The organism is Streptomyces sp. NPDC031379 (assembly GCF_055569615.1).
Genome location: NZ_JBVIIT010000028.1, coordinates 114,478 through 140,629 on the forward strand (window position 1 = coordinate 114,478; position 26,152 = coordinate 140,629).

The following is a 26,152-nucleotide window of genomic DNA, read 5'->3' on the forward strand; positions in this document are numbered from 1 at the left end:
TGTCAGGTCGCGCGGACCAGGATCTTGCCCGTGTTGCCGCCGCGCAGCATCAGCAGGAACGCCTCCACGATCCGCTCGAACCCGTCGACCACCGTCTCGTCCGCCGCCAGCGCCCCGCTGCGCAGGTGCGGCACGGCGAAGTCGTACAACTCCTCCTGCGCGTCCCGGTAGTCGCTCACCAGGAAGCCCTCGATCCGCAGGCTCTTCTCCACGACGGCGGCGTGGTCGAAGACGACCGGCGGGGCGTCGGGGGTGTTGTACTGGCTGATCGTGCCGATCCGCACCACCCGGCCCCGCACGCGCAGCGCGCCGATCGCCGCGCCCAGGTGTTCCCCGCCGACGTTGTCGAGGAAGACGTCGATGCCGTCGGGGGCGGACCGGGCGAGGAGGTCGCCCACCGGGCCGGCGTGGTAGTCGAAGGCCGCGTCGTAACCCACCTGGCCCGTGAGGAAGGCGGCCTTCCCGGGTGTGCCCGCGCTGCCGATCAGGCGGCCCGCGCCCAGCAGCCGGGCGAAGCGGCCGGCCGCCGTGCCGACCCCGCCGGCCGCGCCGGACACGAACAGGTCCTCACCCGCACGCAGCCGGGCGATCCGGGTGAGCGCGATGTAGGCGGTGAGGCCGGTGCCGCCCAGCACGCTCAGATGGGCCGGCAGCGGGACGCCCGGGTGGTGGGGGATCCGCCGGACCTCCTCGGGGCGGACCACGGCGTGGGTGCGCCAGCCCTGCCGGTGGAAGACGATCTCGCCCTCGGACAGTTCCGGTGTGCGCGAGGCGGTGACCCGGCCGAGCGTGCGCCCCTCGAGCGGGGCGTTCAGCTCGAAGCCGCCGTCCATCATCTCGCGGTGATACGGGTCCACGGACCAGTAGAGGTTCTCCACGATCGCCGTGCCGGGGGCCGGTTCGGGGACGGGGGACTCGGCGAAGCGGAAGTGGTCCGGCGTGGGGAAGCCGGTGGGGCGGGCGGTCTGCTGCACGGTGAGCGCGGTCTCGGTCATGGGGCAGGACGCTAGGGAGGAATGCCGGGGGCGGGCAGGGGGTTGCGCTCATGGAGCGCACAGATCCATGAAACGGCCTCATATACGCAGGTGGGAGCCCCGAGTGACAGCAGACCTCACCCCGCAGGAGCTGAGAACCCTGGTCGCCGTGGCCGACGAGGGCGGGTTCTCCGCCGCGGCCGCGGTGCTCGGGGCCACCCAGTCCGCGGTCTCCCACGCCGTGCGCGGCATCGAGCGCAAGCTGGGCGTCGTGCTGTTCGAGCGCGGCCGGTTCGGCGCCCGGCCCACCGTCGCGGGGGAGCGCGCGGCGGCCCATGCGCGGCGGGTGCTGCGGATGCTTCAGGGCATGGCCGCCGACGTCCGGGCCGCCGGCACCGGCGAGATCACCGGACCGTTGCGGGTCGCCGCGTTCCGCAGCGCTGCCCTGCATCTGCTGCCGCCCGCCCTGGAGCGGCTCACCGCCCTGCACCCCGGCATCGAGGTGACCGTCACCGTGGTGCGGGAACTGGGCGCCGGTACCGCGGGCGAGGTCGCCGCCGGGCGGGCCGACCTGGGCATCGCCACCTTCGGCGGGCCCCTCGCGGCCGGGCTGGTCGGCGATGTGCTGCTGGAGGAGCCGTACTCCCTGGTGCATCCGGCCGGGCACCCGGCGCCGCGCACCCTCCCGCTCGTCGACTGGATGGAGAACTGCGGCTCCTACACCCGCGACTGGTGGGGTGCCCAGGACTGGATCCCGGCCGCGACCGTCAACGCCGAGGACGACGGAGCGGTGCTGTCCATGGTGGGCAGCGGTCTCGGTATGGCGATCATGCCCGCGCTCTCCCTCACCGGTGCCCCGCCCTCGGTGGAGATCACCGACCTCGGAGCCGGGCGCCCCTCCCGCTCCGTCGGCTACGTCACCACCCCGGAGCTGGCCGCCACCACCTCCGTACGGGCTCTGATCCGGACCCTGCGCTCCCTCGGACGGACTCTCCCCGAACGCACGAAAGACCAGCTCAGGGCGGTGTGAGTCGGTCCGCCGTCTCAGATAGTAGGAAGTCCGAGTAATTGTGCAGACAGGAACGGCCGGCGCCTTTAGTTTTGTAGGAGTCGAACGTCTCGCCAGATCCGGCGAATGGCGGTCGTGAGCCGGGCCCCGTGCAGGCAACCCCTGCGGCCGACGCTCCCCGCCTCTTCCGCGGGTCCCCCCACGCCCTCGAGGCAGGGGGAGTCTCCCATCTCCCCACATGCCGCACTCCCCGTTTGCCGAAGGAGTCGATTTCCATGGCCGAGACGACCGTCCGCCGCCGAGTCCGCCACGTGTCCCGCACGAGCGACTCCGACCGCAAGAACGCCGCCGCCGCCCTCCAGCGTGCCCTCGACCGCCGGGACAACGGCGGCGAGACCGGCCACTGAGGCGCACCGCCCGGGCGCCACACGTCCTGTCCGTATGGCGGACAAGGCATGTCATTCCCTGGGACGAGGAGTAGGGTGCCCGCATGTCTCGCAGCATCAATCTCGCAGTGATCCCCGGTGACGGCATCGGTCAGGAAGTCGTGGCCGAGGGTCTCAAGGTCCTCTCCGCCGTCCTGCCGCAGGATGTGAAGCTGGAGACCAAGGAGTACGACTTCGGCGCCAGGCGGTACCACGCCACCGGTGAGACCCTCACCGACGCCGACCTCGACGCGCTCAAGCGGCACGACGCCATCCTGCTCGGCGCGATCGGCGACCCGTCGGTGCCGTCCGGCGTCCTGGAGCGGGGCTTCCTGCTCAAGCTCCGCTTCGCCTTCGACCACCACGTCAACCTGCGTCCGTCGAAGCTGCTGCCGGGTGTCGCCACCCCGCTGGCGGGCCAGCCGGAGATCGACTTCGTCGTCGTCCGCGAGGGCACCGAGGGCCCGTACACCGGCAACGGAGGCACCATCCGCAAGGGCACCGAGCACGAGGTCGCCACCGAGGTCTCCGTGAACACGGCCTTCGGCGTCGAGCGCGTGGTCCGCGACGCCTTCGCGCGTGCCCAGGCCCGCCCGCGCAAGAAGCTGGCGCTGATCCACAAGAACAACGTGCTCGCCTTCGCGGGTCACCTGTGGACCGATGTCTTCAACAAGGTGGCCGCGGAGTACCCCGACGTCACCACCGAGTACATGCACGTGGACGCGGCGACCATCTACCTGGTCACGCAGCCCGAGCGGTTCGACGTGATCGTCACCGACAACCTCTTCGGCGACATCATCACCGACCTCGCCGCGGCCGTCTCCGGTGGTATCGGCGTGGCCGCCTCCGGCAACATCAACCCCGGCGGTGAGTTCCCGTCCATGTTCGAGCCGGTCCACGGCTCGGCCCCGGACATCGCCGGCCAGGGCAAGGCCGACCCCACCGCCACGGTTCTGTCCGTCGCCCTGCTGCTGCGTCACCTCGGCTACGACACCGAGGCCGACGCGATCGACGCGGCGGTCGCCGCCGACCTGACCGAGCGTTCCGCGCTCGGCACCCGCAGCACCGGGCAGATCGGCGACGCGCTCGCCGCCCGAGTAGCCGGCTGACCCGGCGCTCCACCACCACCAGCCGCCGGGTCACCGCACCCGGCGGCTTCCCCGTGTCCCCGCCGGGTGCCACCATCGACCCCTGGGCCGCTCTCACCCCGATTCCGTCCGCCACGGCCCCGCGCGCGATAATCGAACGCGGAGCCGCGGTATGAGGGAAAGCTCGGACGTCCTAGCACTGACGACTGGCAGTATGGGCGTGAGCGCGGCCCGTCACTACAACCGGTGAAGGACAACCACTCATGACGACGCCCACGATCGAGCTCAAGCCGTCCGCCCACCCTCTGGCCGCCGCGGAGCGCGAGGCGATCCTGGCCAACCCCGGATTCGGCCGCCACTTCACCGACCACATGGTGACGATCAGGTGGACCGAGGGCCGCGGCTGGCACGACGGTCAGCTCGTTCCGTACGCGCCGATCCCCCTCGACCCGGCCACCAACGTCCTGCACTACGCCCAGGAGATCTTCGAGGGCCTGAAGGCCTACCGCCAGCCCGACGGTTCGGTCGCCACCTTCCGCCCCGACCAGAACGCCAAGCGCTTCCAGCGCTCCGCCCGCCGCCTCGCCATGCCGGAGCTGCCGGTCGAGACGTTCATCGAGGCCTGCGACGCCCTGGTGCAGCAGGACGTGGACTGGGTGCCCGCGCACGGCGGCGAGGAGTCCCTCTACCTGCGCCCGTTCATGATCGGCACCGAGGTCGGCCTCGGCGTCAAGCCGGCCAACGAGTACCTGTTCATCGTCATCGCCTCCCCGGCCGGCGCCTACTTCCCGGGCGGCGTGAAGCCGGTCTCCATCTGGGTCTCCGAGGACCGTGTCCGCGCCGTCCCCGGCGGCATGGGCGACGCGAAGACCGGCGGCAACTACGCCGCCTCCCTGCTCGCCCAGGCCGAGGCCGCGGCCAAGGGCTGCGACCAGGTCTGCTACCTCGACGCCGTGGAGCACCAGTGGGTCGAGGAACTGGGCGGCATGAACCTGTACTTCGTGTACGGCAACAAGATCATCACGCCCACCCTGACCGGGTCGATCCTGGAGGGCGTCACCCGTGACTCCCTGCTGGCCGTCGCCCGCGACCTCGGCTACGAGTCCGAGGAGGGCCGGGTCTCCGTGGACCAGTGGCAGCGCGACACCGAGAACGGCACCCTCACCGAGGTCTTCGCCTGCGGCACCGCGGCCGTGATCACCCCGGTCGGCACGGTCAAGCGGTCCGGCGCCGAGTGGCAGCAGAGCGGCCAAGAGCCCGGCGAGGTCACGCTCCGCCTCCGCCGGGCCCTCCTCGACATCCAGCGCGGCACCGCCGAGGACAAGCACGGCTGGATGCGCAAGCTGGGCTAACGCTCGGCCGACACGCTCAGGGCCGCCCCGGACTCCGCTTCCGTGGCGGCCCTGCCGCGTTCCGGGGCGGCCGTCAGCAGCAGATAGACCACCCCGCCGACCGCCCCGGACAGCAGGAAGCTGCAGTCCACGCCGCCGGTCAGCGCCAGCAGCGGACCCTCGTACGACGGCAGGGACACGGCGAGCAGACCGACCCCGGCGCCCAGCGCCCAGGACACGGTCGCCGGTACGTTCCAGCCGGCCCGGTACCAGTAGATCCCGCCCCGCGAGCGGCGGTTGAAGACCTGCAGGGCGTCGGCGTCGTACGCGCCGCGGCAGCGGACGAAGCCGATGAGGGTGATGACCGCCCACGGGGTGCCGATGGCGGTGAGGAGCAGGACGAACGACGTCATCGCGGACTGCGCGTCCCAGGCGTAGTGGCCGGCGAAGACGCAGGCCGTGGCGACGACGGCGACCGTGGAGGTCGCGCGGGCGCGCGAGGCCCGGGGCAGGATCGCGTCCAGGTCCAGGCCCATGGAGTACAGCATCAGGCCCGCGTTGCCGACCGAGCCGGCGGAGGCGGCCAGCAGCAGCGGGACCAGGTACCAGGCGGGGGAGGCTGCGACCAGCGGGCCCGCGTAGTCGGTGGCCGCGTGGGCCGCGTACGCCGTGAAGGTGCCGAAGAGCTGGGGGACCAGCAGGCCGAGGATCAGGCCGAGCCAGGTGGCGTGCAGGACGCGGCGGCCGCAGTGGCGGGCGGGGGAGATGTAGCGGGTGTAGTCGCCGAGCAGGGTGATGAACGCGATGGGGCCGGACAGGCCCGCCGCGACCGCCGCGAGGAACCAGGTCGGCCAGAAGGAACCCAGCAGGTAGCCGCCCGCGTCCGGCAGCGCCGAGGTGGTGAAGTGCGGCGCGTAGGCGAGGATGCCGAGGGCCAGCAGGGCCGTCATGCCGACGGCCAGCACCCGGGACATGGCGAGCAGCACCCGGTAGCCGTAGACCGCGCCCGCGACGGTCGCCGCGGCGAGCACGGCGTAGACGAGGGCGTACGACACCCCGTCCGCCGGCACTCCGAAGAGCCGGCCGAGGACGCTCAGCATCACGTCCCCGCCGATCCACACCGTCAGCGCGGTGTAGCCGAGGGCCAGCAGCAAGCCCACCACCGAGCCGACCAGCCGGCCCCGCACCCCGAACTGGGCGCCGGAGGACGTGGACAGGTTGGTCGCCGTGCGCAGGGAGACCAGTGCGAGCGGGGCGGTGAACAGGGTGCCGACCACGGTGCCCGCGACGACGGCGCTGACCGACGCCCACCAGCCGAGCCCGAACGACGGCGGCAGCCAGCCGAAGATGATCACTCCGAGGCAGAGGTTGGAGCCGAGCAGGATCGAGACGAGGTCGCGCGGACCGCTGGTCCGTTCCTCGTCCGGGATGGTGTCGACCCCGCGCTGTTCTATCGGCATGGCTGGTCTCCTTCGACGGCCGCCTTTGAGTTTGAGCAGCGTTCAATGTGACGTGAACGGCGGCCGTCGGTCAATGCTTCTGTTTCACCAACATTGCGTTTAGAGTGATGTTCTAATCGATGGAAGGTAAGGAGGTGCCGCGTCGTGAGACTGACCCCCACGGAACGTGACCGGCTGCTGCTCTTCGGAGCCGCCGAGCTGGCCCGGGCCCGCCGCGCCCGCGGGCTGCGGCTGAACGTGCCGGAGGCGACCGCGCTGATCGCGGACACCGTCTGCGAGGCCGCCCGGGACGGCAAGCGGCTCGCCGAGGCCATCGAGGCGGCCCGGTCGGTGCTCGGTCCCGAGGACGTGCTGCCGGGCGTCGCCGACGTCGTCACCGAGGTGATGGTCGAGGCCGTCTTCGACGACGGCTCCCGGCTCGCGGTGGTCTCCGGCCCCATCGGTGGCGGCCTGGGCGCGGACGCCCCCGGCGCGCTGCTGCCCGGCCCCGGACACGCCGACCCCGAGCCGGTCGTCCGGCTCCGCGTCACCAACACCGCGACCGTGCCGGTCTCCGTCACCTCCCACTTCCACTTCTTCGAGGCCAACCCGCGGCTCGACTTCGACCGCTCCGCGGCCTACGGCCTGCGGCTCGCCGTACCGGCCGGGTCCTCCGTCCGCTTCGGGCCGGGCGAGAGCGAGGAGGTCGGGCTGGTCCCGATCGGCGGCGAGCGGATCGCGATCGGCTTCGCCGGACTGGTCGACGGGCCGCTGGACGCGCCCGGCGCGAAGGAGGAGGCCCTGCGACGGGCGGCGGCCTGCGGATATCTCGGAGTCGCACCGGCAGGTGCGCCGGAAGGAGGCGAGGAACGATGAGCCGCTCGAAGGGACGCGAGGTCAGCCGGGCGATCCACGTCGACCCGCACGCCTACGCGGCCACCCACGGCCCGCGCGCCGGCGACCGCGTCCGCCTCGGCGACTGCGGCCTCACCGTCCGCGTCGAGTCCGACTCCCAGCGCTACGGCGACGAGTTCCTGGCCGGCTTCGGCAAGACCGCCCGCGACGGACTGCACCTCAAGGCCGCCGCCGTCCGCGAGACCTGTGACGTCGTGATCAGCAACGTCGTCGTGATCGACGCGGTCCAGGGGATCAGAAAGGTCTCCATCGGCATCCGTGAGGGCCGTATCTGCGCGATCGGACGGGCGGGAAACCCGGACACCCTCGACGGGGTGGACGTCGTCGTCGGCACCGGCACCTCCATCGTCTCCGGCGAGGGGCTGATCGCCACCGCCGGAGCCGTCGACACCCATGTCCACCTGCTGTCGCCGCGCATCATGGAGGCCTCCCTCGCCTCCGGCGTCACGACGATCATCGGGCAGGAGTTCGGCCCGGTGTGGGGCGTCGGCGTCAACTCCCCCTGGGCGCTGCGCCACGCCTTCAACGCCTTCGACGCCTGGCCGGTCAACATCGGCTTCCTCGGCCGCGGTTCGTCCTCCTCCGACGCGCCCCTGATCGAGGCGCTCGCCGAGGGCGGTGCCTCCGGCTTCAAGGTGCACGAGGACATGGGCGCCCACACCCGCGCGCTGGACACCGCCCTGCGTGTCGCCGAGGAGCACGACGTCCAGGTGGCCCTGCACAGCGACGGGCTGAACGAGTGCCTGTCGGTCGATGACACCCTGCGGGTCCTCGAGGGCCGCACGATCCACGCCTTCCACATCGAGGGCTGCGGCGGCGGGCACGTGCCCAACGTGCTGAAGATGGCCGGTGTCCCGAACGTCATCGGCTCCTCCACCAACCCGACCCTGCCCTTCGGCCGGGACGCGGTCGCCGAGCACTACGGCATGATCGTCTCCGTCCACGACCTGAAGACCGACCTGCCCGGTGACGCGGCCATGGCCCGCGACCGCATCCGCGCCGGCACGATGGGCGCCGAGGACGTGCTGCACGACCTGGGCGCGATCGGCATCACCTCCTCCGACGCCCAGGGCATGGGCCGCGCCGGTGAGACGGTCCGCCGCACCTTCGCCATGGCCGGCAAGATGAAGGCCGAGCTGGGCCCGATGGAGGGCGACGGGGAGGGCGACGACAACGCCCGCGTGCTGCGCTACATGGCCAAGCTGACCATCAACCCGGCCATCGCGCACGGCCTCTCCCACGAGGTCGGCTCGATCGAGGCCGGCAAGCTCGCCGACATCGTGCTGTGGCGCCCGGAGTACTTCGGCGCCAAGCCGCAGCTCGTCCTCAAGGCCGGCTTCCCGGCGTACGGCGTGGTCGGCGACCCCAACGCGGCCACCGACACCTGCGAACCCCTCGTGCTCGGGCCCCAGTTCGGCTCGTACGGGGCCACCGCCGCGGACATCTCGGTCGCCTTCGTCGCCCGGGCCGCCGTCGACCAGGGCAACGACACGATGCCGACCCGTCGCCGGCGGGTCGCCGTCCGCGGCACCCGCGGCATCGGCCCCGCCGACCTGCGGCTGAACGCCCGTGTCGGAGCGGTCGACGTCGACCAGCGCACTGGCCTGGTCACCCTCGACGGCGACCCGCTCAGCTCCGAGCCCGCCGACTCCGTCTCCCTCAACCGCCTCTACTTCCTGTGACCCCCGGCCAGAGCGCCCCGCTGACCCAAGGACCCCGACAGATGACCACTCCCGCCGCCGACGGCTTCCGCATGCCCGCCGAGTGGACCCCGCACGAGCGCACCTGGATGGCGTGGCCGGGCCCCAACCCCACCTTCGACGACCCGGACGACCTCCGCCTCGCCCGCATCGCCTGGGCCTCGGTGGCCCGCGCCGTCCTCCGTTTCGAGCCGGTGACGGTCGTGTGCGGTCCCGACCAGTCGGCGAAGGCCCAGGCACTGCTCGGCCCCGGCGTCGACACCGTCGAGCGGGAGCTGGACGACGCGTGGATGCGCGACATCGGCCCCACCTTCCTCACCGACGGGAAGGGCCGGCTGGCCGCCGTGGACTGGACGTTCAACGGCTGGGGCGCCCAGGGCTGGGCCCGCTGGGAGCACGACGCGAAGATCGCCGGTCACGTCTCCGACCTCGCGGGCGCGAAGACGTACGCCTCGAAGCTGGTCAACGAGGGCGGCGCGATCCACGTCGACGGCGAGGGCACCGTCCTGCTCACCGAGACCGTGCAGCTCGGCCCCGAGCGCAACCCGCACTGGTCGAAGGAGGAGGTCGAGGCCGAGATCCACGCCCACCTCGGCACCAGCAAGGCGATCTGGCTGCCGCGCGGCCTGACCGGCGACTACCCGCCCTACGGCTTCGGCACCCTCGGCCACGTCGACATCGTCGCCGCCTTCGCCCGCCCCGGAGTCGTGGTCGCGCACCACCAGCCGGACCCGGCCCACCCCGACCACGAGGTCTCCAAGGAGGTCATCGGCCTGCTGAAGTCGGCGACCGACGCGCGCGGCCGCGCCCTGGAGGTCGTCGAGGTGCCCGCCCCGACCGTGCTGGAGGCCGACGGCCACTGGGCCGACTACTCCTACATCAACCACTACATATGCAACGGCGGCCTCGTGCTGTGCGGCTTCGACGACCCCCGTGACGAGATCGCCGCCGGGATCTTCCGCCGGCTCTTCCCCGAGCGGACGGTGACTCTGGTGGATGCACGTACGATCTTCGCGGGTGGGGGCGGCATCCACTGCATCACCCAGCAGCAGCCCAAGGCATGAGCGCAGAGGAGTCGGGATGGCCGGTGCGGCCCGGACGCGGAAGAACGCGCCGCCCCGCGAGGAGGTCCTCGCCGCCGCCATGGACATGATCGCCGAGCGCGGTCTGGAGAAGCTCACCATGGCGGCGCTGGGCCGCGAGGTCGGGATGAGCAGCGGCCACCTGCTGTACTACTTCCACTCCAAGGACGAACTGCTGCTGCAGGCCCTGGAGTGGAGCGAGGGCCGGCTCGGCGTGGAGCGCGGCCGGCTGCTCACCCGGGCCGCACCGGCCCGCGACCGGCTGGCCGCCTACGTCGACCTGTACGTCCCCGACGGCCACCGCGACCCGCACTGGACGCTCTGGCTGGAGGTCTGGAACCGCTCGCAGAACGCCGACGAGGACGCCCGCGCCCGGCAGGCCGCCATCGAGGGTGCCTGGCACCGCGACCTGGTCGCGCTGATCGCCGAGGGCATCTCGCGCGGAGAGTTCCGCCGGGTCGACGCCGACCGCTTCGCGGCGAGGCTGCGTGCGCTGCTCGACGGCTTCTCCATCCACGTCGCCATCGGGCTGCGCGGTACCGATCGGGAACAAGTGCTGGCCCATGTGGGCGAGTTCACCGCCGACTCTCTTCTGCTGCCGGGGACGCCCGACGCCTGATGCCGCCGGCGCCGATGCGGCCGAACCCTTCGCCGAACCCCCTCCTGGCAAAGGAATCGTTCACTCCGCCGCCGGGCAGGTAACGGCGCATGGGACGACAACACTGGAAGAAGATCTGGGTCGGCTCGGCGGGCAACATGGTCGAGTGGTTCGACTGGTTCGTGTACGCGAGCTTCGCCACCTACTTCGCCGGCGCGTTCTTCCCGAGCGGCAATCCCACCGCCCAGCTGATGAACACCGCGGGCATCTTCGCCGTCGGGTTCTTCATGCGCCCCGTGGGCGGCTGGCTGCTGGGCAGGGTCGGCGACCGCAAGGGACGCAAGGCGGCGCTCACCCTGACCGTCACGCTCATGTCGGCCTCCGCCGTCCTCATCGCCGTCGCCCCGACCTACTCGGTGGCCGGCTACGGCGGCGCGCTCGTCCTGCTCGTCGCCCGCCTGCTGCAGGGCCTGTCGGTGGGCGGAGAGTACGCGGCCAGCGCCACCTACCTCACCGAGGCCTCCGACCCCCGCAGCCGCGGCTTCGCCTCCAGCTTCCAGTACGTCTCCATGACCGCCGGCCAGATCGTCGGGCTGGGCCTGCAGATCATCCTCCAGCGCACCATGTCCGACGACGCCCTGCACAGCTACGGCTGGCGCATCCCCTTCGTCGTCGGCGCGCTCGGCGCCGCCGTGATCTTCTACCTGCGCCGGAACATGCTGGAGACCGACGTCTACGAGGAGGACGCCTCGCACGCCGAGGAGCGCGGCACCCTGCGCGCCCTGTGGCAGCACCGGCGGGAGGCGTTCCTGGTCATCGCCCTCACCATGGGCGGCACGGTCGCCTACTACACCTACACGACCTACCTGACGAAGTACCTCTCCAACTCGGCGGGCCTGCCCAAGCAGACCGCGACCCTCGTCTCCTTCACCGCGCTGATCGTCTTCGCCTGTCTGCAGCCGCTCGCCGGCCGCCTGTCCGACCGCATCGGCCGCCGCCCGCTGCTGATCACCTTCGCGGTGGGCTCCACCTTCCTGACGGTGCCGATCATGACGCTCCTCAGGCACGCGAGCGGCTACTGGCCCGCCCTCGGGCTCGCTCTCCTCGCGCTGATCGTGGTCACCGGCTACACGTCCATCAACGCCTGCGTGAAGGCCGAACTCTTCCCGACCGGTGTGCGCGCGCTCGGTGTGGCCCTGCCGTACGCGATCGCCAACGCCCTCTTCGGAGGTACCGCCGAATACGTCGCCCTGTGGTTCAAGGACGCCGGGATCGAGTCCGGCTTCTACTGGTACGTGGCAGGCTGTGCCGCTGTGTCCCTTGTGGTCTACATCGTCATGCGGGAGACGAAGGACCTGGATCTGGCGAGGGTGCAGAGCGCCGAAAGCTCCGGGGAGTCCAGCCTGACGCCCGCATCCTGAGACGGTCGATGAGCGGGGGGCAGGGCTGTGCCAGACTGCCTCCGTGCTCTCGTTCGCCACGATTATTGGCAGCAGGCGCGCCGGTCCGCAGTGACCATCTCGTACGACCACGTGCGAGTGGCCACCGTCGTCCTCGACCCGCGCGCAGACCTCTCGCACCCGCGAGGGGTTTTTTCGTTTTCCGGCCCACCTTCAGCCGGCGGCGGAGCGTGAGGGAGTATGCAGAGGACGGTGGAGCCGGTCATTCCGGTAAGACCGAAGATCCACAACAGGAGCCTTGAGACCATGACCGAGACGGCAACCAGCGCGCTCGACGACTCGTTCCACGTCTTCGACACCACGCTGCGCGACGGCGCGCAGCGCGAGGGCATCAACCTCACCGTCGCGGACAAGCTCGCCATCGCCCGGCACCTGGACGACTTCGGCGTGGGCTTCATCGAGGGCGGCTGGCCCGGCGCGAACCCCCGGGACACCGAGTTCTTCGCCCGCGCCCAGGCGGAGATCGACTTCCGGCACGCCCAGCTGGTCGCCTTCGGCGCCACCCGTCGCGCCGGCGCCAAGGCCGCCGACGACCCCCAGGTCAACGCACTCCTGGAGTCCGGCGCCCCGGTCATCACCCTCGTCGCCAAGTCGCACGACCGGCACGTGGAACTGGCGCTGCGCACCACACTCGAGGAGAACCTCGAGATGGTCCGCGACACCGTGTCGTACCTGAAGGACCAGGGCCGCCGCGTCTTCGTCGACTGCGAGCACTTCTTCGACGGCTACCGCGCCAACGCCGAGTACGCCAAGGCGGTCGTCCGCACGGCCTCACAGGCCGGCGCGGACGTCGTGATCCTCTGCGACACCAACGGCGGCATGCTCCCCGCCCAGGTCCACGCGGTCGTCTCCACGGTCCTCGCCGACACCGGCGCCCGGCTCGGCATCCACGCCCAGGACGACACCGGCTGCGCGGTCGCCAACACCCTCGCCGCCGTCGACGCGGGCGCGACCCACGTGCAGTGCACGGCCAACGGCTACGGCGAGCGGGTCGGCAACGCCAACCTCTTCCCGGTCGTGGCGGCCCTGGAACTGAAGTACGGCAAGCAGGTGCTGCCCGAGGGCCGGCTGCGCGAGACGACCCGCATCTCCCACGCCATCGCCGAGGTCGTCAACCTCACCCCCTCCACCCACCAGCCCTACGTCGGCGTCTCCGCCTTTGCCCACAAGGCCGGCCTGCACGCCTCCGCGATCAAGGTCGACCCGGACCTGTACCAGCACATCGACCCCGAGCTGGTCGGCAACACCATGCGCATGCTGGTCTCCGACATGGCGGGCCGCGCCTCCGTCGAGCTGAAGGGCAAGGAACTCGGCGTCGACCTGGGCGGCGACCGCGAACTGGTCGGCCGGGTCGTCGAGCGGGTGAAGGAGCGCGAACTCAAGGGCTACACCTACGAGGCCGCCGACGCCTCCTTCGAACTGCTGCTGCGCGCCGAGGTCGAGGGCAGGCCGCTGAAGTACTTCGACGTCGAGTCCTGGCGGGCCATCGTCGAGGACCGCCCCGACGGCACCCACGCCAACGAGGCCACGGTCAAGCTGTGGGCCAAGAGCGAGCGGATCGTCGCCACGGCGGAGGGCAACGGCCCGGTCAACGCCCTCGACCGCGCCCTGCGCGTCGCGCTGGAGAAGATCTACCCGCAGCTCGCCAAGCTGGACCTGGTCGACTACAAGGTCCGCATCCTGGAGGGCGTGCACGGCACCTCGTCCACGACCCGGGTGCTGATCTCCACCTCGGACGGCTCGGGCGAGTGGTCCACGGTCGGTGTGGCGGAGAACGTCATCGCCGCGTCCTGGCAGGCGCTGGAGGACGCGTACACCTATGGGCTGCTGCGGGCGGGCGTGGAGCCGGCGGAGTAGTCACAGTGGAGGCATGACCGCACAAGACAGTGACGTCCTGGCCCGGTCCCGCGTCGCGACCCGGCTGCCCGCCGGGGACCTGGACCGGGCCCGGCGCTTCTACGCCGAGAAGCTCGGCCTGGAACCCGTGGACGAACGCCCGGGCGGGCTGCTCTACCGGTGCGGCGGAGCCGACTTCGTGGTGTTCCGCTCCACCGGGGTCTCGCCCGGCACCTTCACCCAGATGGCGTTCGAGGTCGACGACCTGGAGGCGGCCGTGACGGAGCTGAGGCGGCGCGGCGTGGTGTTCGAGGACGTGGACGCGCCCGGGTTCCGCACCCGGGACGGCATCGCCGAGATCGAGGGCAACTACCCGAGCAAGGGCGCGCGCGGCGAACGCGCCGCCTGGTTCCGGGACAGCGAGGGCAACCTGATGGGGATCGGCCAGCCGACGGGCTAGTCAGGGTGCCCGCCAGATGTTGTCGAAGGCCACGTTCTCGATGCGCCGCCGCTCGCGCACGGCCTCCAGCTCGGTCACCGCGTCCCCGACCGCCACCAGCACGGTGACGACCGCCTCGTCGTCCGGCTCCTCCTCGGCCGGCGGCCGGTCGCCCTGGATGCCCAGGGTGCCGGCGAGGCCGGCCAGGACGGGCTCGTGGGCCCACCAGCGGTCGGCCGCGTGCCGCCGGGCGGGGGTGTCGGCCCGGGGGTCGTCCTTGTCGCGCAGCGCCAGCCGGCGCCGGCGCTTCCCGGTGAGCTGGCCCTCGGACTCCAGGACGTCCCGGTAGGCCGTGGTCAGCCCCTGTCCCCGCCGCCACAGCCAGTCCTCGACCGTCTCATAGGGCTCCTGCCGGACGAGTACGGCCCCCGCCTCGTCCAGCAGCCGGTCGCCCGTGGTCAGCGTCGGCCCCGGCACGATGCGCTCACCCTCCAGGGTGAGGGCCCGGGCGCCGAGGAGGTCGATCAGCTCGGCCCCCGCGAGCGCCAGCGACAGGTCGCCCTGTTCGACGGGGCGGTCGCCGGGGACGTCCAGGCTGACGAGGAACAGATCCTGCGGTGTGGTCATACGGGCCTCCAGGGCGGGCGGGCTCGCGGACGTGCCCGGACGACCGGGGGGTCCGCGACCGGTCGTCCGGGGGCAGACCGGTCAGCGACCGGTCGGTCCGGGGGCCGCCGGCTTCCTTCATCGTCCCCCAGCCACCGGGCGGCCGCCGCTCAGCAGGAGTCCTCGGCGAGCCTCTCGAAGGCGCGGCGGCTCATCGTCCGGCCGTCCGCCCGCACCTGGCCGGGCTTCAGCCGCTTGATCTGCTCGGTGGTGAACTCCACGACCGCGTTGTAGGAGTCGCCGCTGACGTAGTGCCCGAACCCCAGGACATAGGTGTGCCGGGGCAGCAGCTCCTGCTTCCCCCGGTGCCGGGCCCGCCAGTCCTCGGGCGGGGTGAAGAGCGGGAAGTCGGCGTCCCCGTGCAGCCCCTCCTCGCGCGCGTCCCACCCGCCGGTCACGGGGCCGTCCCCGGCGCCGTCCCGCCGCCCGTCGAGGTGCGGGCCCTGGTAACCGTCGTCACCGCACGGCCGGAACACCGCGTACGGCGTCCCGTCCGTGCCGACCCGCACCCCCGCGAGCGGGAGATCGACGGCGGCGCAGCCGCTGAGCAGCAGCATCCCGCCGACGACCCCCGCCGTCACGACCCCCGTACGTCGCATGTCCGCCCTATCGCAGTGTCCACTTCTGGTTGGCGGCGCCGGTGCACGACCAGATCTGTGCCCGGGTGCCGTTCGCCGACGAGTTGTCCGTGACGTCGAGGCACTTGTCGGCCGCGGTGTTCACGACATCACCGGTGGTGGCGTTGTACGACCACTGTTGGGCACCGGTTGCGTTGCAGTCGTACAACTGGACCTTGGCCCCGTCCGCCGTCGAGCCCGAGGTGACGTCGAGGCACTTGCCGAGCGCCCGGATCGTCCCGTCGGTCTGGACGGTCCACTGCTGGGCGGTGCTGCCGTTGCAGTCGTAGAGCTGTACGGCCGTGCCGTTGGCGCTCGAACCGCCCGCCACGTCCAGGCACTTGCCGGCCAGGCCGGTGAAGGAGCCGGTCCGGCCGCCGCCGCCGGATTGGGTGCCGGACCAGGTGAAGGTGGCCGAGGTCTTGCCCGGAAGTGAGTATGTGGCGTGCTGCGAGCCCCAGTTGACGGTGACGGTGCGGGCGGAGGAGGAGTCGTTGTAGGCGATCAGCGCCTTGCTGCCGTCCGGGTTGCGCCACGCCACGTTCGGCACCGCGGTGGACGCCGTCGAGGCGATCCGCTGGGCGCCGGGCCGGACGAACTTCGTCAGGTGGCCCATGGTGTAGTACTCGACCGTGTAGTCGACCGTCCCGCTCGCGCCGTCCCCGTTGTGCACGGTGATCAGCCCGGTGCAGGTGCCGCAACCGCCGTTGTGCGGGCCCATGTTCTGGTCCACCGCGAGTGACCACTTGGTGACCGACTTCGCCCAGTTGCGGGTGTAGTCGATGATGTTCGACATGTCCTCGCGCTGCTGGTTGGCGATCCAGGTGCCGCCGGAGTGCTCGGTGCCGAAGGCGTCCAGCGCCGGGTACTGGTTGTGCACGGCCGTCTGCTTGGTGACGTCACCGCCGTAGCCGTGCCAGGCGATCCCGCCGAAGTTCGGGTGGTTGCGGACGGCCGCGTCGTCCACCGTCTGCGCGGCGTAGGAGTCGTAGACGTCCCAGTTCCAGTCGTGCGCCAGCACCTTGGTCGCCAGGCCCGCCGACTGCAGCTTGGGCAGCAGCTCGCTCTTGGTGAAGTACGCCAGCCCGCTCGCGTTCCAGCTCATCGACGGGTAGCCGGAACAGCAGGTCGGCTCGTTCTGCGCGGTGACGTAGGAGACGTTGACGCCCTGGTCCTTGTAGGCCTGGAGGTACTTCACGAAGTAGGAGGCGTACGCCCCGTAGTCCTCCGCCTTCAGCCAGCCGCCGTTGAGTGAGCCGCTGTCCTTCATCCAGGCCGGTGCCGTCCACGGCGAGGCCATCACGGTGAGGGAGGGGTTGAGCTGGAGTGCCTGCCTGGTCAGCGGCACGACGTCCGCCAGGTCGTGGGCGAGGGAGAACCTGGCCAGGTTCGGATCCGTCTGCCCGGCAGGCACGTCGTCGTACGTGTAGCCGTACCGGGCCAGGTCCGAGGCGCCCATCGGATTGCGCAGGAACGACAGCCCGATGCCGTCCGTCGGCGAGAACAGCCTGCGCATGGTCGCGTCCCGCGTCGTCTGGGACAGCGCCCCGCTGCTGTTCATCAGCCAGGCCGCGGTGTCCGTGAAGGACGCGCCGCCGCCGGTGAAGGTCTGGTAGCGGGTGTTCTCGTCCACGGTGATGTTCTCGCCGCCGCCGCCCGTCCCGGCCTGGAAGGCGAACGGTGTCTGCGCCTGCAGGCCGCGCACGACATGGCGTCCGGCGGAGTCGTCCGTGGTGGTGAGCCAGGCCGTGACCTGCTCACCGGCCGCGTGCGCGGAGGACGTGCCGAGGGTCGTGAGGCCGGCCGTGGTCAGCAGGCCGGCGAGGAGCAGCCGGGCCGTGCGCAGGGATCTTCTCATGGTGCGTCGCCCTTCTGGGGAGAGCCAACGTGCCTGATGTGGGGGGAGGTCGTGCCCTGACACCGCTGACATGCCGTCTTGACGGGTCTGTGGGCCCCCAGTTAACTCATGGCGTGAGCTAAGTCCTGAGTGAACCATGAGAGCCGAGGGAAGGTCCATGCGAAGAACCGCCCTGCTCGCCTCCGCCGCACTCCTCGCCGGTCTGCTCCCCTGGGCGACCGCGCGCGCGGCGGACGCCCCCGCACCCGTCCCCGTCGACCGTTTCGAGGGCGAGGTCCCCTTCGCCTCCCAGCCGGCCGAGGGCATCTTCACCTGGGGGAGCGACGCCGACGACCCGCCCGCCCTCCGGCTCGCGGAACGCGCCGACGCCCCCGGGGGCGGCTCGGTCCTGGCCGGCACCTACGACATCAGCGGCTACGGCGGCTTCACCCACGACTTCGCCGCCGCGGCACCCGCTCACGACTGGTCGGCCCACCAGGGCGTCCGGTTCTGGTGGGACGGCCGGAACAACGGCCGGAAGATCGCCTTCGAGATCAAGGACGGCGGCGCCCACGGCGAGGCCTCGGAACTCTGGACGACCTCCTTCACCGACGACTTCACCGGCTGGAAGCGGATCGAGATCCCCTTCACCGACTTCGCCTACCGCACCGACTACCAGCCCGTCGGCGGCATCGACCACGTCCTCGGCCTCAAGGAGATGTGGGGCTACGCCGTCACCCTCCCGGCCGGGACCAAGGGTGACTTCGCCCTGGACGACGTGGAGTTGTACGGCACGGCCGACCAGTCGCTGCGCGCCTCCGTCACCACCGGCGCGGTCGTCCACCCGGTCAGGGAGGGCGGTACGGCCGAGGTGCGGGTCACCCTGGCCACCACCGGCTCGGAGCCGGTCGACCAGCCGGTGACCGTCCGCTACGAGACGAGCGGCGGCAGCGCCGAGCCCGGCACGGATTACACCCCCGTCTCCGGCACCCTCACCTTCCCGGCGGGCACCGCCTCCGGCACCACCCGGACCGTCGAGGTGCCCACCCGCAGGGACAGGGCGGCCGAGCCCGCCGAGACCGTCCCGCTCAGGCTCACGGTCACCGGCGCGAAGGCCCCGGCCGAGACCCCGCAGGTCGTCATCGACGCGCACGGACTGCCGTATCTGGACCCGAAGTTGCCGGTGCGGAAGCGCGTCGCCGATCTGCTCTCCCGCATGTCCCTGGCGGAGAAGGCCGGCCAGATGACCCAGGCCGAGCGCGGCGCGGTCGGCACCGGGGGTGACATCGCGGCGTACGGCCTCGGCTCGCTGCTCTCGGGCGGAGGCTCCACCCCGACGCCCAACACCCCCGAGGCCTGGGCGAAGATGATCGACGGCTTCCAGCTGAGGGCGCAGGCCACGCGCTTCCAGATCCCGCTGATCTACGGAGTCGACGCGGTCCACGGCCACAACAACCTCGCCGGCGCCACGATCACGCCGCACAACATCGGCATCGGCGCGACCAGGGACCCGCAACTCGCCCGCCGGACCGGCTCGGTGACGGCGGCCGAGGTCCGCGCCACCGGCATCCCCTGGGACTTCGCCCCCTGCCTGTGCGTGAGCCGCGACGAGCGCTGGGGCCGCGCCTACGAGTCCTTCGGTGAGGACCCCGCCCTCGTGGAGTCCCTGGAGACCGTGATCCAGGGCCTCCAGGGCCGGGCGGACGGACGGGACCTGAGCCGCGACGACAAGGTGCTCGCCACGGCCAAGCACTTCGTGGCCGACGGCGGCACCGCCTACGGCTCCTCGACCACCGGCACCTACACGATCGACCAGGGTGTCACCCAGGTCACCCGCGAGCAGCTGGAGGCCGTCCACCTGGCCCCGTACCGCACGGCCGTCGAGCGGGGGATCGGCACGGTCATGCCGTCGTACTCCTCCCTCGACCTCCTCGGCGACGGCAGGGGCGCGGTGAAGATGCACGCCCGCGGCGACATGATCAACGGTGTGCTCAAGGACCGCCTGGGCTTCGACGGCTTCGTCATCAGCGACTGGAACGCCATCGACCAGCTCCCCGGCGACTACGCCTCGCACGTCCGCGCGTCCGTCGAGGCGGGCCTGGACATGATGATGGTGCCGTACTCCTACAAGGACTTCACCACCACGCTCATCGACGAGGTGAGGGCGGGCCGGATCGGCGAGGACCGGATCGACGACGCCGTCTCCCGCATCCTCACCCAGAAGTTCCGGCTGGGTCTCTTCGAGCACCCCTACGCCGACACCACCGGCGCCTCCGCGATCGGATCCGCAGCCCACCGGGAGGTCGCCCGCGAGGCTGCCGCCGAGTCGCAGGTGCTGCTGAAGAACCAGGGCGGAGTGCTGCCCCTGAAGAGGAGCCAGAAGGTCTACGTCGCCGGTTCCAACGCCGACGACATCGGCAACCAGACCGGCGGCTGGACCCTCACCTGGCAGGGCTCCTCCGGGAACATCACCCGCGGCACGACCGTCCTGCAGGGTCTGCGCGAGGCGGGCGGCGACGTCACGTACTCCAAGGACGCCTCGGCTCCGACCGACGGCTACGACGTCGGCGTGGTCGTCGTCGGCGAGACCCCGTACGCCGAGGGCGTCGGAGACGTCGGCAACGGCCACGACCTGCAGCTGTCCGAGGCCGACCGGGCGGCCGTGGACACGGTGTGCGCGGCCATGAAGTGCGCGGTGCTCGTCGTCTCCGGCCGCCCGCAGCTCATCGGCGACCGGCTGGACGAGATCGACGCCCTGGTCGCCTCCTGGCTGCCCGGCACCGAGGGCGAGGGCGTCGCCGACGTCCTCTACGGCAGGCGACCGTTCACCGGACAGCTGCCCGTCACCTGGCCCAGGTCCGCGTCGCAGCTCCCGATCAACGTCGGTGACGCGTCGTACGACCCGCAGTTCCCCTACGGCTGGGGCCTGACCACCCTCACCCAGGTCCCGAAGGGCGGTACGGCCGTGCTGCGCGCGCTGAACCGGGCCGCCGCGGCCGCCGAGCGGGCCGGCGCCGACCGGACCGGTCGTGAGCTGGTGACCCGGGCCCGCCTGCTCGTCCAGCAGAAGGTGGGCGAACGGATCACGGAGGCGGTGGCGAAGCCCTTCGCCGACGCCGACCACCTGCTGCTGACCGGCCGGTACGGGAAGGCGGTGGAGAAGCTGGCGGAGGCGTACCGGGCGGCCTAGCCACCAGGCCGATCAGCTTGTATGCCCAATTCTGGGAGGCTTCGGGTAGTTTCGAAGCATGAAGGCCGTCCCGCGGACCCGAAGCCTCCCGGCGCTGCTGCTGGCCGCCCTCGCCCTGGTGGTGGCGACCACGTTCGCACCTCGCGCGAGCGCGGAGACCAGCGTCTCCACGATCGCCGAGACGCTCCACAGGACACCCGTCTACGTCGATCCGGCGGCCTCCGCCCAGCTGCCGAAGCAGGACGCCGACGCGCTGGCGAAACGGATCAAGGACGCAGGCAAACCCCTGTTCATCACGGTCCTGCCCGCCGGCTACCCGACAGCGAACCTCTTCTCCCGCCTGCGTGCCGCGACCGGCGTCACCGGCCTGTACGGCATCCGCCTCGGCGACCGCTTCGACGCCCGCGCCGACTCCTCCGTCATGTCGGCGACGGCCCGGCAGAACCTGGTGCGCAGCGTCCAGGGCGAGGACGCCAAGACCCAGCTGACCGACTTCACCGACCGCGCCCTGGCCAACATGGGCGGTCACGCCCCGAAGAGCTGGGGTGCCTCGGACGGCGACAGCGGCGCGTCGGCTACGGCGCTGATCACGGCGGGCGCGGTGCTCGTGGCCGCCGGCGCGGGCGCGTACGTGCTGGTCCGCCGCAGTCGCCGTCGGCGCGAGGAGGAGCAGCGGGCCGCCCTGGACCGGCTGCGGGTGGTGGTGGACGAGGACATCACCGCCTTCGGCGAGGAACTGGACCGGCTGGACTTCCAGCCGTCACAACCCGACGCCGACGACGCGATGCGGGCCGACTACGAACATGCCCTCGACGCCTACGAGACGGCGAAACAGCGCATGGCCGCCGCGCGGAGGCCGGAGGACGTCCGCGCGGTCACCGAGGCTCTGGAGGACGGGCGCTTCTCGCTGGCGCAGCTGGCCGCCCGCCGCGAGGGCCGCCCGCTGCCGGAACGCCGGCCGCCCTGCTTCTTCGACCCCCGTCACGGGCCCTCCGCCACCGACGCGACGTGGACCCCGCCCGGCGGCGCCCCGCGCCAGGTCCCGGTCTGCGCGGCCGACGCCACCCGGCTGGCCGACGGCCGCGACCCGGTGGTGCGCGAGGTCGACACGGACTACGGCCGCCGCCCCTACTGGGACGCCGGCCCCGCCTACGGCCCCTGGGCCGGCGGCTACTTCGGCGGCGGCATCCTCCCCGGCCTGCTCGTCGGCACCCTGCTCGGCGGCATGATGGCCACGCCGTCGTACGCGGCGGACTACGGCACCGGGTACGGCGACTTCGGCGGGGGCGGTTACGAGGGCGGCGACGTGTCCGGCACGGACTTCGACGCCGGGGACTTCGGGGGCGGGTTCGGCGACGGCGGCGGGTTCGACGGCGGCGGGGGAGGCGGAGGCGACTTCGGGGGCGGGTTCTGACGGACGCGTCCTGAGGGAACGGCATCCGGCCGGTGCCGCGCCCGCGCCGGGGCCGGCCGCACGGCAGGGCCCCGGGCGCCCGCCTCCCCGTTTCCGCCGGAGGCTCACGCGTTCTTGATCGCGGAGATGTCGAAGATCAGCTTGATCTTGTCCGAGACGAGGACGCCGCCGGTCTCCAGCGCCGCGTTCCAGGTCAGGCCCCACTCGGAGCGCAGGATCTCGGCCTTGCCCTCGAAGCCGACGCGCTCGTTGCCGAACGGGTCCTTCGCGGCGCCGTTGAACTCCAGGTCGATGGTGATCGGCTTGGTGACGCCGAGCAGGGAGAGGTCGCCGGTGATGCGGTAGTCGTCACCGCCCAGGGCCTCCGCCTTGGTGGAGCGGAAGGTCATGGCCGGAAACTCGTCGGTCTTGAAGAAGTCGGACGACTTCAGGTGCCCGTCGCGGTCGGCGTTGCCCGTCTCGATGCTCTCCATCGTGACGTCCAGCGTGGCGGTGGACTTGGCGGGGTCCGCGCCGTCCAGGTGGAGCGTGCCGGTGAAGTCGTGGAAGCCGCCCTTGACGTTGGTGACCATCGCGTGCCGGGCCACGAAACCGATCGTCGTGTGGGCCGGGTCGATCGTGTAGTCGCCGGTCAGCGCGGTCAGGTCCGGGCCCGCGGCGGTGGGCGCCGAAGCGGTCGCGGGGGTGCTGTCCTTGCGGCTGAAGATGCCCATGTCGTGCTCCTAGTTGAACGTTAAACGAACTTGCGACTCCGAGAGTAGACCCATTTCGTTCGAGATTCAACAGAATCCGCAGCGTGTCGCGGAGGTCGCACACGGTAACCCGGTACGCCCTCTGGCGGACGCGCGTAGAGCTGAGGCACCATCTGCCTGCACCACCTGCACAGCCGACCCACAGGACGCACGGCCCACCGCAGGAAGGTCCCCATGAAGGCCCACAAGGTCATGAAGTCCCGCTCCCTCCTGACCGCGCTCGCCCTCGTCGTCGCCCCCGGCGTCGCCGTCGTCGGCACCGCCACCGACGCCTTCGCCGTCACCAAGATCAGCCACGCGACCGCCACCCAGATGTTCCGGAACGTCGGCATCACCTGGTCGTCCTCCGGCGGCTGCTCCGACCGGAACAACCCCACCTGTACGTCCTTCGAGCAGCTCAACCTCGCCACCGCCCAGGGCGCCCAGACCCTCAAGGGGGCCAGCGGCTGCGCCCTCAACATCACCGGCGGCACCGAGACCGGCCACGCCTCGGGCACCTACTCCCACTGGAACGGCTACAAGCTCGACTACGGCAAGAACACGTGCGTGACGTCGTACATCAAGAACAACTTCACCTACATCGGCCTGCGCGGCGACGGCGCCCCGCAGTACAAGTCCGGCTCCGGGAACATCTACGCCGACGAGGGCAACCACTGGGACGTCCTCTACTACAACTGCGGCGGCTGCTGAGCCGGCGGGAGAGGGCGGTGACCGGTCCCATGGGCATGACCCGACGCGCGCTGTTGCTGGCCGCCGCCCTCGTCCCCGTCCTGGCGCCCCGCGCCCGCGCGGCCGACGACCCCTATGACGTCCTGCGCCGCCGCTGGCTCGGCATCGCCCTGGGGGCGGGATTCGACCCGGGCGCCGAGCCGTACGCCTCCCGGCTCGCCGAACTCGGCACACGGGCCCGGGACTTCGGCGGCACCATGGCCCCCGCCGCCGCCTCCCTCTGGCCCGGCCACCCCTTCGACCCGCCGTCGGGGATCACCTTCAGCTACGGCCGGCTGTGGACCATGACCCAGGCCTACGTCCAGCCCGGCACCGGGTCCACCGGCGACCCCGCACTCCTCGCGGACGTCCTGCGCGGCCTCGACCACCTCTCCACGGCCGTCTACAACCCTGCCACCACCCGCTACGGCAACTGGTGGGAATGGCAGATCGGCAGCCCCCGCCTGCTCATGGACATCACGGCCGCCCTGTACGAGCGGCTCGGCGACGCCCGGATCACGGCCGCCTGCGCGGCCGTCGACCACTTCATCCCGGACGCGATGCTCGCCGACTACACCGGCACCTCCACCGGCGCCAACCGCGTCGACCTGTGCCGCAGCGTGGCCCTGCGCGGCATCCTCGGACGCGATCCCGCCCGGCTCTCCCTCGCGCGGGACGCCCTCTCGCCGGTCTTCGCGTACGTCACCGGCGGGGACGGGCTGTACGCCGACGGCTCGTTCGTCCAGCACGTCCGGGTCGCCTACTCGGGGACGTACGGCCAGGTCCTGCTCGACGGCCTGGGACGGCTGTTCGCCCTGCTCGCCGGATCGCCGTGGGAGGTCACCGACCCCGCCCGGCGGAACGTCCTGGACGGAGTCGAGCACGCCTACGCGCCCCTGATCCACGACGGACTGGTGATGGACTGCGTCAACGGCCGTGCCCTCAGCCGCGGTTGCCTGCGCGGCGACGACCTGCGGGTGATGCGCAGCGACCACTACCACGGACAGGCGCTGGTCGCCGCCGTCGCCCTGCTCGCGGGCGGCGTGAGCGAGGAGGAACGCAGGCGGTGGTACGGCCGGATCAAGGGGTGGATCGAGCGGGACACCGTCGTACCGGTGCTGACCGCCCGTCAGTTCGGGGTGGCCGATCTCGCCCGGCTGCACGCCGTCGCCGCATCGCCCGTCCCGGCGGTCCCGGAGCCCCTCGGGCACCGCCTCTTCCCGGCGATGGACCGGGCCGTCCACCGCGGTCGCCGCTTCACCGCCGCCCTCTCCATGGCCAGCGACCGCATCGCCCACTACGAGTGCGGCAACGGCGAGAACCCGCGCGGCTGGCACACCGGGTCCGGGATGCTCTCCTGGTGGCCCGAGGGGCGCGGCGACCAGTACACGGACTGGTACTGGCCGACCGTCGACTGGTACCGCCTGCCCGGCACCACGGTGTCCACCAAACGGCTGGCCGACCGGGCCGGCGGTGAGTGGGGCGAGCCCACACCGGACGTCCGCTGGGTCGGCGGGACCACGGACGGCGAGTACGCGGCCGTGGGGCAGCACCTCAAGGGCCTCGGCTCCACCCTGGAGGCCCGCAAGTCCTGGTTCTTCCTCGACGACGCCGTGGTCTGCCTCGGCGCCGGGATCAGTTGTGCCGACGGCGTCCCGGTCGAGACGGTCGTGGACAACCGCAACCTCGGTGAGGGCGGCACGCAGACCTTCGTGCACGCCCGCCGGTGGGCCCATCTGGAGGGACAGGGCGGATGGGTGCTGCCGTGCGGAGGCGACCTGCACGCCCTTCGCGAGGACCGCACCGGCGCCTGGGGCGACATCAACACCGGCGGCACCGACGAGCGCCGCACCCGGCGCTGGCAGACGCTGTGGCTCGACCACGGCACCGACCCGGCGGGCGCCCGCTACGTCTACGTCCTGCTGCCCGGTGCCTCCCGCGCCGCGACCGCCGCCCGGGCCGCCGACCGCCGGTGGCTGTCCGTCCTGGCCAACGACGGCACCTGCCAGGCCGTCGCCGTGCCCCGGCTGGGCCTGACGGCGGCGAACTTCTGGCGGCTCGGTACCGTGGGGGACCTGACCGTCTCGGCGGGCGCGAGCGTGCTCCTCGTCCGCCGGGGCCGGACGGCCACCCTCCACGTGAGCGAGCCGCCCCGTACGGGGGAGCCGCTGGAGATCGTCTGGGACCACCCGGTGCGCGCGGTGAACCGGGCCGACGACAGTGTGGAGGTCCTCTCGGCGGACCGCCGTCTGAGGGTCCGTGTCACTCCGGGGATGGCATGTTCCACACACGAATGTGAGGTGGCTCTCAGGTGACGGCTTTGTGGCACCTCTACAACGCCGGTGCCTTCTGAGCAGTCGGAACGGCTGCACACCGCTCTGGTTCTGTTCACTCGCACCAGGAAAACGGGCTGGAGACTGTACGGAGTCGACGGCTCGCTTTCCTTGGTGTCCTTCGTAAGGTCACTACATGACCGTTTTGGAAGAGACGACGGGTGAGCCGACCGGCGAGCCGACGGACGCGCGCGGACGGGTCGCCGAGCTGCACGAGATTCGTGCGCAGGCAGTGGCGGGCCCCAGCGAGAAGGCGACCGAGGCGCAGCACGCCAAGGGCAAGCTGACGGCGCGGGAGCGGATCGAGCTGCTCCTGGACCCGGGGTCCTTCCAGGAGGT

The 26,152-nt window shown here is 71.7% G+C and carries 22 protein-coding genes; 16 read left to right on the top strand and 6 right to left on the bottom strand.

Annotated features, from left to right (window positions below; translation table 11 throughout):
- Positions 1–2 precede the first annotated feature (2 nt).
- Positions 3–995, bottom strand: a complete 993-nt coding sequence (locus ACZ5CW_RS33985; RefSeq protein WP_468608291.1) for a zinc-binding dehydrogenase — start codon at positions 993–995, stop codon at positions 3–5.
- A gap of 103 nt (positions 996–1,098) precedes the next feature.
- On the opposite strand from ACZ5CW_RS33985, the gene ACZ5CW_RS33990 reads away from it, so the two are divergent.
- The 4 genes from ACZ5CW_RS33990 to ACZ5CW_RS34005 all read left to right on the top strand — a co-directional run bounded on the left by ACZ5CW_RS33990 (position 1,099) and on the right by ACZ5CW_RS34005 (position 4,848).
- Complete coding sequence (locus tag ACZ5CW_RS33990; RefSeq protein ID WP_468608293.1) at positions 1,099–2,004, top strand: LysR family transcriptional regulator; 906 nt, start codon at positions 1,099–1,101, stop codon at positions 2,002–2,004.
- Positions 2,005–2,258: 254 nt separating this feature from the next.
- Positions 2,259–2,390: a hypothetical protein gene (locus tag ACZ5CW_RS33995; RefSeq protein WP_294004210.1), complete on the top strand. Its 132-nt coding sequence runs from the start codon at positions 2,259–2,261 to the stop codon at positions 2,388–2,390.
- Positions 2,391–2,473: 83 nt separating this feature from the next.
- Positions 2,474–3,517, top strand: a complete 1,044-nt coding sequence (locus ACZ5CW_RS34000; protein WP_468608296.1) for a 3-isopropylmalate dehydrogenase — start codon at positions 2,474–2,476, stop codon at positions 3,515–3,517.
- A 242-nt stretch (positions 3,518–3,759) separates the two neighbouring features.
- Positions 3,760–4,848 (top strand): branched-chain amino acid aminotransferase, encoded by a 1,089-nt coding sequence (locus ACZ5CW_RS34005; protein ID WP_468608298.1) that lies wholly within the window; start codon positions 3,760–3,762, stop codon positions 4,846–4,848.
- Here the strand turns inward: ACZ5CW_RS34005 and ACZ5CW_RS34010 are convergent.
- A complete protein-coding gene (locus ACZ5CW_RS34010; RefSeq protein WP_468608300.1) occupies positions 4,845–6,287 on the bottom strand; it encodes a cytosine permease in 1,443 nt (480 codons plus the stop codon). The two genes, ACZ5CW_RS34005 and ACZ5CW_RS34010, sit on opposite strands and share 4 nt — an antisense overlap.
- 144 nt (positions 6,288–6,431) lie before the next feature.
- On the opposite strand from ACZ5CW_RS34010, the gene ureA reads away from it, so the two are divergent.
- The 7 genes from ureA (at position 6,432) to ACZ5CW_RS34045 (ending at position 14,317) form a co-directional block, all read left to right on the top strand.
- On the top strand, positions 6,432–7,142 hold the full coding sequence (ureA, locus tag ACZ5CW_RS34015; protein WP_468608302.1) for an urease subunit gamma: 711 nt from the start codon (positions 6,432–6,434) through the stop codon (positions 7,140–7,142).
- Positions 7,139–8,863 (top strand): urease subunit alpha, encoded by a 1,725-nt coding sequence (locus ACZ5CW_RS34020; protein ID WP_468608304.1) that lies wholly within the window; start codon positions 7,139–7,141, stop codon positions 8,861–8,863. Before ureA ends, ACZ5CW_RS34020 begins: the two co-directional genes overlap by 4 nt.
- A gap of 41 nt (positions 8,864–8,904) precedes the next feature.
- Complete coding sequence (locus ACZ5CW_RS34025; protein WP_468608306.1) at positions 8,905–9,945, top strand: agmatine deiminase family protein; 1,041 nt, start codon at positions 8,905–8,907, stop codon at positions 9,943–9,945.
- 16 nt (positions 9,946–9,961) lie between these two features.
- Positions 9,962–10,582 carry a TetR/AcrR family transcriptional regulator gene (locus ACZ5CW_RS34030; protein WP_468608308.1) on the top strand — a complete coding sequence of 207 codons (621 nt, stop codon included), beginning with the start codon at positions 9,962–9,964 and terminating at the stop codon, positions 10,580–10,582.
- Positions 10,583–10,671: 89 nt separating this feature from the next.
- Positions 10,672–11,982, top strand: coding sequence for an MFS transporter (locus ACZ5CW_RS34035; RefSeq protein ID WP_468608310.1), 1,311 nt, complete (start codon positions 10,672–10,674; stop codon positions 11,980–11,982).
- Between the two features lie 285 nt (positions 11,983–12,267).
- Positions 12,268–13,878: a citramalate synthase gene (cimA, locus tag ACZ5CW_RS34040; protein WP_468608312.1), complete on the top strand. Its 1,611-nt coding sequence runs from the start codon at positions 12,268–12,270 to the stop codon at positions 13,876–13,878.
- A 13-nt stretch (positions 13,879–13,891) separates the two neighbouring features.
- Positions 13,892–14,317, top strand: coding sequence for a VOC family protein (locus ACZ5CW_RS34045; protein WP_468608314.1), 426 nt, complete (start codon positions 13,892–13,894; stop codon positions 14,315–14,317).
- Here the strand turns inward: ACZ5CW_RS34045 and ACZ5CW_RS34050 are convergent, their stop codons facing one another.
- From ACZ5CW_RS34050 to ACZ5CW_RS34060, 3 genes are all read right to left on the bottom strand, one after another.
- Positions 14,318–14,923 carry a GOLPH3/VPS74 family protein gene (locus tag ACZ5CW_RS34050; protein ID WP_468608316.1) on the bottom strand — a complete coding sequence of 202 codons (606 nt, stop codon included), beginning with the start codon at positions 14,921–14,923 and terminating at the stop codon, positions 14,318–14,320.
- Positions 14,924–15,072: 149 nt separating this feature from the next.
- Positions 15,073–15,561, bottom strand: coding sequence for a hypothetical protein (locus ACZ5CW_RS34055; RefSeq protein ID WP_468608318.1), 489 nt, complete (start codon positions 15,559–15,561; stop codon positions 15,073–15,075).
- 7 nt (positions 15,562–15,568) lie between these two features.
- Complete coding sequence (locus ACZ5CW_RS34060) at positions 15,569–17,437, bottom strand: ricin-type beta-trefoil lectin domain protein (RefSeq protein WP_468608320.1); 1,869 nt, start codon at positions 17,435–17,437, stop codon at positions 15,569–15,571.
- 157 nt (positions 17,438–17,594) lie between these two features.
- Here ACZ5CW_RS34060 and ACZ5CW_RS34065 point away from each other — a divergent pair, with 157 nt between their 5' ends.
- Both ACZ5CW_RS34065 and ACZ5CW_RS34070 read left to right on the top strand, forming a co-directional pair.
- The gene (locus tag ACZ5CW_RS34065; protein WP_468608322.1) at positions 17,595–20,606 is read left to right on the top strand and encodes a glycoside hydrolase family 3 protein; all 3,012 of its coding nucleotides are present in this window, start codon (positions 17,595–17,597) and stop codon (positions 20,604–20,606) included.
- 58 nt (positions 20,607–20,664) lie between these two features.
- Positions 20,665–22,020 (top strand): hypothetical protein, encoded by a 1,356-nt coding sequence (locus tag ACZ5CW_RS34070; protein ID WP_468608324.1) that lies wholly within the window; start codon positions 20,665–20,667, stop codon positions 22,018–22,020.
- Positions 22,021–22,124: 104 nt separating this feature from the next.
- Here the strand turns inward: ACZ5CW_RS34070 and ACZ5CW_RS34075 are convergent, their stop codons facing one another.
- A complete protein-coding gene (locus tag ACZ5CW_RS34075; protein WP_468608326.1) occupies positions 22,125–22,733 on the bottom strand; it encodes a YceI family protein in 609 nt (202 codons plus the stop codon).
- A 231-nt stretch (positions 22,734–22,964) separates the two neighbouring features.
- On the opposite strand from ACZ5CW_RS34075, the gene ACZ5CW_RS34080 reads away from it, so the two are divergent.
- The 3 genes from ACZ5CW_RS34080 to ACZ5CW_RS34090 form a co-directional block, all read left to right on the top strand.
- Positions 22,965–23,462 carry a hypothetical protein gene (locus ACZ5CW_RS34080; protein WP_468608336.1) on the top strand — a complete coding sequence of 166 codons (498 nt, stop codon included), beginning with the start codon at positions 22,965–22,967 and terminating at the stop codon, positions 23,460–23,462.
- A gap of 29 nt (positions 23,463–23,491) precedes the next feature.
- Positions 23,492–25,795: a polysaccharide lyase 8 family protein gene (locus tag ACZ5CW_RS34085; RefSeq protein ID WP_468608338.1), complete on the top strand. Its 2,304-nt coding sequence runs from the start codon at positions 23,492–23,494 to the stop codon at positions 25,793–25,795.
- A gap of 154 nt (positions 25,796–25,949) precedes the next feature.
- The coding region (locus ACZ5CW_RS34090) for a carboxyl transferase domain-containing protein (RefSeq protein WP_468608328.1) at positions 25,950–26,152 on the top strand (203 nt) is incomplete at its 3' end.

Bases quoted from the DNA above. Each gene is read 5' to 3' on its own strand.
- ACZ5CW_RS33985 (WP_468608291.1), bottom strand. From the start codon at position 995: ATGACCGAGACCGCGCTCACCGTGCAGCAGACCGCCCGCCCCACCGGC.
- ACZ5CW_RS33995 (WP_294004210.1), top strand. From the start codon at position 2,259: ATGGCCGAGACGACCGTCCGCCGCCGAGTCCGCCACGTGTCCCGCACG.
- ACZ5CW_RS34000 (WP_468608296.1), top strand. From the start codon at position 2,474: ATGTCTCGCAGCATCAATCTCGCAGTGATCCCCGGTGACGGCATCGGT.
- ACZ5CW_RS34005 (WP_468608298.1), top strand. From the start codon at position 3,760: ATGACGACGCCCACGATCGAGCTCAAGCCGTCCGCCCACCCTCTGGCC.
- ACZ5CW_RS34010 (WP_468608300.1), bottom strand. From the start codon at position 6,287: ATGCCGATAGAACAGCGCGGGGTCGACACCATCCCGGACGAGGAACGG.
- ACZ5CW_RS34020 (WP_468608304.1), top strand. From the start codon at position 7,139: ATGAGCCGCTCGAAGGGACGCGAGGTCAGCCGGGCGATCCACGTCGAC.
- ACZ5CW_RS34025 (WP_468608306.1), top strand. From the start codon at position 8,905: ATGACCACTCCCGCCGCCGACGGCTTCCGCATGCCCGCCGAGTGGACC.
- ACZ5CW_RS34030 (WP_468608308.1), top strand. From the start codon at position 9,962: ATGGCCGGTGCGGCCCGGACGCGGAAGAACGCGCCGCCCCGCGAGGAG.
- ACZ5CW_RS34035 (WP_468608310.1), top strand. From the start codon at position 10,672: ATGGGACGACAACACTGGAAGAAGATCTGGGTCGGCTCGGCGGGCAAC.
- cimA (WP_468608312.1), top strand. From the start codon at position 12,268: ATGACCGAGACGGCAACCAGCGCGCTCGACGACTCGTTCCACGTCTTC.
- ACZ5CW_RS34045 (WP_468608314.1), top strand. From the start codon at position 13,892: ATGACCGCACAAGACAGTGACGTCCTGGCCCGGTCCCGCGTCGCGACC.
- ACZ5CW_RS34050 (WP_468608316.1), bottom strand. From the start codon at position 14,923: ATGACCACACCGCAGGATCTGTTCCTCGTCAGCCTGGACGTCCCCGGC.
- ACZ5CW_RS34055 (WP_468608318.1), bottom strand. From the start codon at position 15,561: ATGCGACGTACGGGGGTCGTGACGGCGGGGGTCGTCGGCGGGATGCTG.
- ACZ5CW_RS34060 (WP_468608320.1), bottom strand. From the start codon at position 17,437: ATGAGAAGATCCCTGCGCACGGCCCGGCTGCTCCTCGCCGGCCTGCTG.
- ACZ5CW_RS34065 (WP_468608322.1), top strand. From the start codon at position 17,595: ATGCGAAGAACCGCCCTGCTCGCCTCCGCCGCACTCCTCGCCGGTCTG.
- ACZ5CW_RS34070 (WP_468608324.1), top strand. From the start codon at position 20,665: ATGAAGGCCGTCCCGCGGACCCGAAGCCTCCCGGCGCTGCTGCTGGCC.
- ACZ5CW_RS34075 (WP_468608326.1), bottom strand. From the start codon at position 22,733: ATGGGCATCTTCAGCCGCAAGGACAGCACCCCCGCGACCGCTTCGGCG.
- ACZ5CW_RS34080 (WP_468608336.1), top strand. From the start codon at position 22,965: ATGAAGTCCCGCTCCCTCCTGACCGCGCTCGCCCTCGTCGTCGCCCCC.
- ACZ5CW_RS34085 (WP_468608338.1), top strand. From the start codon at position 23,492: ATGGGCATGACCCGACGCGCGCTGTTGCTGGCCGCCGCCCTCGTCCCC.